The sequence below is a fragment of the Citrobacter sp. CK180 genome, from assembly GCF_030333655.1.
Taxonomy (GTDB): Bacteria; Pseudomonadota; Gammaproteobacteria; order Enterobacterales; family Enterobacteriaceae; genus Citrobacter_B; species Citrobacter_B koseri.
The window spans coordinates 1-4,209 of record NZ_JAOWFM010000029.1 but is presented as its reverse complement, the minus strand read 5'-3'; the positions used below and the strand labels follow the sequence as shown (position 1 = coordinate 4,209).

At 56.8% G+C, this 4,209-nt stretch carries 1 protein-coding gene and 2 pseudogenes; all 3 read right to left on the bottom strand.

What is annotated here, in order from left to right; genetic code table 11:
- Positions 1-265: 265 nt before the first annotated feature.
- Complete coding sequence (locus OGV50_RS02620; RefSeq protein WP_000427623.1) at positions 266-1,270, bottom strand: IS110-like element IS4321 family transposase; 1,005 nt, start codon at positions 1,268-1,270, stop codon at positions 266-268.
- A 78-nt stretch (positions 1,271-1,348) separates the two neighbouring features.
- Positions 1,349-3,727 (bottom strand): annotated as a pseudogene (locus OGV50_RS02615) (Tn3-like element TnAs3 family transposase); the annotation flags it as partial.
- Between the two features lie 52 nt (positions 3,728-3,779).
- Positions 3,780-4,209: pseudogene (locus OGV50_RS02610) on the bottom strand (IS6-like element IS26 family transposase); the annotation flags it as partial.

Sequence of the window (4,209 nt, the reverse complement as noted above, 5' to 3'; positions counted from 1 at the left end):
GAAAACGGAATCTATGGTCACTCCCGTTTTTGCAACACCGATTTTGACGACAAGTTGGCTTGCTTGAATCTATCCGGCGTCTGAATGGGATTTTATTCCCGCGCCTTGATGAGTTCCGCGCCTGATGAACCTCCAGAAAATATACGGCTTCAATGAGCCTTTCCGTTTTACAGGTTCCTCAACAGGCCGGTGGGCCGTTAGTATCATCAATATCAGTATTCGCAAAACCAGATCAGTAATTCTTTAAACCGGTGTATTTCTGCCGTTATGCTACATAAGTTTGCTGTCGTGCCGTTAGGGCCCAGGCTATTCTGGCCAGCTTGTTTGCCAGAGCACAAGTGACGACAAAGTTGCTTTTCCGGCACAGTAAATCCCTGACCCAATCGGCCAATTTGCCAGACTGGTGTTCCAGTTTTTGTATGAATACCCTGGCACATTGAACCAACAAAGTTCGGATCTTTTTATTACCTCGCTTACTAATTCCCAGCAATGTCGTCCTACCTCCCGTGCTGTACTGCCGAGGTACAAGCCCTGTTGCCGCCGCAAAGTCACGGCTGCTGGCGTACTGCTTCCCGTCGCCAATCTCAGTTGAAATAGTACTCGCTGTCAGTGTTCCGACGCAGGGAATGCTCAGCAAGCGCTGTCCAACCTCATCTTCGTCCAACTTTCGTTTCAACTGGGATTCCAAATCTTTAATCTGCTCAACAAGATAGTGATAATGCTGTTGTAATTTCAGCAATAACTGGCTGAGGTAAAGAGGCAAACTATTATCCTCAAGAATGGTACTCAGTCGGCTAATAACGGCAGCTCCTCGGGGAACGCTAATGCCAAATTCCAGCAGAAAAGCATGCATTTGATTGGTTGTTTTTACCTTATCCTGAACCAGGGATTCACGGACACGATGCAGAGCCCGCATTGCCTGCTGAGATTCCGTTCTGGGCTGCACAAAACGCATAGACGGACGCGATGCAGCTTCACAAATAGCTTCGGCGTCGACAAAGTCGTTTTTATTGCTTTTAACGAACGGGCGGACAAATTGTGGTGATATCAGCTTTGGGGAATGCCCCAACTCTTCCAACTTGCGTGCCATAAAGTGAGAACCGCCACAGGCTTCCATTGCGATGGTTGTAGCGGGGCATGTCGCCAAAAATTCGATCAACTTTGGCCGGGTAAATTTTTTACGGTAAACAGCCTTCCCGCGACGATCCTGGCAATGAATATGGAAAGAGTTTTTACCCAGATCGATACCAATGAGCGCAATGTTTTCCATGATAGTTCTCCGAATGAAAGCCTGTCCTCAGCATAGTACCGGGAAGGAGGGAGTGACCATCTCATTAAATAAAGCACGCTAAGCCGGTTGCAGAGGCCGTAGCGGCCTGAACTTCCCCGCGCCGATCTTGGCGCTGCTGCGCCATAGGTAATCACCGGTCAGGTTGATGTACTCCCAGCCGAGTGGCGACAGGTACTGCAATAGCGAGTCATCGACGGCATGACCATTGCCGCGCAACGCATGCGCCGCACGCTCCAGGTAGACCGTGTTCCACAGCACGATGGCCGCCGTCACCAGGTTGAGGCCGCTGGCCCGGTAGCGCTGCTGCTCGAAACTGCGGTCACGGATTTCACCAAGGCGGTTGAAGAACACGGCACGGGCCAGCGCATTGCGCGCCTCGCCCTTGTTCAGCCCGGCATGCACGCGGCGGCGTAGCTCGACGCTTTGCAGCCAGTCGAGGATGAACAGCGTGCGCTCGATGCGGCCCAACTCGCGCAGCGCGACGGCCAAGCCGTTCTGGCGCGGGTAGCTGCCGAGTTTCCTGAGCATCAGCGAGGCCGTCACCGTGCCCTGCTTGATCGAGGTGGCCAGCCGCAGGATTTCGTCCCAATGGGCGCGGACGTGCTTGATGTTGAGCGTGCCGCCGATCATCGGCTTGAGCGCGTCATAGGCGGCATCGCCCTTCGGGATGTAGAGCTTGGTGTCGCCCAGGTCGCGGATGCGCGGCGCGAAGCGGAAGCCCAAGAGGTGCATCAGGGCGAAGACGTGATCGGTGAAGCCCGCCGTGTCGGTGTAGTGCTCCTCGATCCGCAGGTCGGATTCGTGGTACAGCAGGCCGTCGAGCACGTAGGTTGAGTCGCGCAGGCCGACATTGACCACCTTGGTGTGGAATGGCGCGTATTGGTCGGAGATGTGGGTGTAGAAAGTCCGTCCTGGGCTGCTGCCATATTTTGGGTTGATGTGCCCCGTGCTCTTTGCCTTGCTAGCGGTTCGGAAATTCTGTCCGTCCGATGATGATGTGGTGCCATCGCCCCAGTGCCCGGCAAAGGGATGCCGAAACTGAGCGTTGACCAGTTCAGCCAACGCTGTCGAGTACGTTTCGTCGCGGGTATGCCAGGCTTGCAGCCAAGCGAGCTTCGCGTAGGTCGTGCCGGGGCAGGACTCGGCCATCTTGGTCAGGCCCAGGTTGATCGCGTCGGCCAGGATCGTGGTCAACAACAGGTTCTTGTCCTTGGCCAGATCGCCCGATTTCAAGTGCGTGAAGTGCCGGGTGAAGCCCGTCCACTCATCGACTTCGAGCAGCAGTTCGGTGATCTTGACGTGCGGCAGGACCATGGCTGTCTGGTCTATCAGCGCCTGCGCGGTGTCGGGCACCGCCGCATCCAGCGGCGTGATCTTCAAGCCCGACTCGGTGATGATGGCATCCGGCAGGTCGTTGGCTGCCGCCATGTGGTTGACGGTGGCAAGTTGTGCTTCCAGCAGCGTCAGCCGCTCATGCAGATATTGTTCGCAGTCGGTGGCCACGGCCAGCGGCAATTCGCTGGACTGCTTGAGGCTGGTGAACTTCTCGGGCGGTACCAGGTAGTCCTCGAAGTCCTTGAACTGGCGTGAACCCTGCACCCAGATGTCGCCCGAGCGCAGGGAGTTCTTCAACTCGGACAGCGCGCACAGTTCGTAGTAGCGCCGGTCGATGCCGGCGTCGGTCATCACCAGTTTCTGCCAGCGCGGCTTGATGAAGCCGGTCGGTGCATCGGCTGGCAGCTTGCGGGCGTTGTCGGTGTTCATGCCGCGCAGCACCTCAATGGCATCAAGCACGTTTTTGGCGGCGGGCGCGGCCCGCAGCTTGAGCACGGCAAGGAATTCCGGTGCATAGCGGCGCAGGGTGGCGTAGCTCTCGCCGATGCGATGCAGGAAATCGAAGTCATCGGGTTGCGCGAGCTTCTGCGCCTCGGTGACGCTCTCGGCAAAGGAATCCCAGGACATGACGGCCTCGATGGCGGCAAACGCATCGCGGCCTGATTGCTTGGCGTCGATCAGCGCCTGACCGATGCGCCCGTACAGACGTACCTTGGCGTTGATGGCCTTGCCTGACGCCTGGAACTGCTGCTGATGCTTATTCTTGGCAGCGTTAAACAGCTTACCCAGGATGCGGTCGTGCAGGTCGATGATTTCGTCGGTGACGGTGGCCATGCCCTCGGTGGCCAGCGCCACGAGAGTGGCGTAGCGCCGTTGCGGCTCGAATTTGGCCAGGTCGGCGGGTGTCATCTGGCCGCCCTCGCGGGCAATCTTGAGCAGGCGGTTCTGGTGAACCAGCCGCTCGATGCCGGTAGGCAGATCGAGTGCCTGCCATGCCTTGAGGCGTTCGATGTGTTCCAGCATATGCCGCGAATTTGGCTTGGCCGGAGACTGGCGCAACCAAGCCAACCAGGTCGTCTTGCCGTTGTCCCGGCGCTTGAGGGCACTGTTGCAAAGTTAGCGATGAGGCAGCCTTTTGTCTTATTCAAAGGCCTTACATTTCAAAAACTCTGCTTACCAGGCGCATTTCGCCCAGGGGATCACCATAATAAAATGCTGAGGCCTGGCCTTTGCGTAGTGCACGCATCACCTCAATACCTTTGATGGTGGCGTAAGCCGTCTTCATGGATTTAAATCCCAGCGTGGCGCCGATTATCCGTTTCAGTTTGCCATGATCGCATTCAATCACGTTGTTCCGGTACTTAATCTGTCGGTGTTCAACGTCAGACGGGCACCGGCCTTCGCGTTTGAGCAGAGCAAGCGCGCGACCATAGGCGGGCGCTTTATCCGTGTTGATGAATCGCGGGATCTGCCACTTCTTCACGTTGTTGAGGATTTTACCCAGAAACCGGTATGCAGCTTTGCTGTTACGACGGGAGGAGAGATAAAAATCGACAGTGCGGCCCCGGCTGTCGACGGCCCGG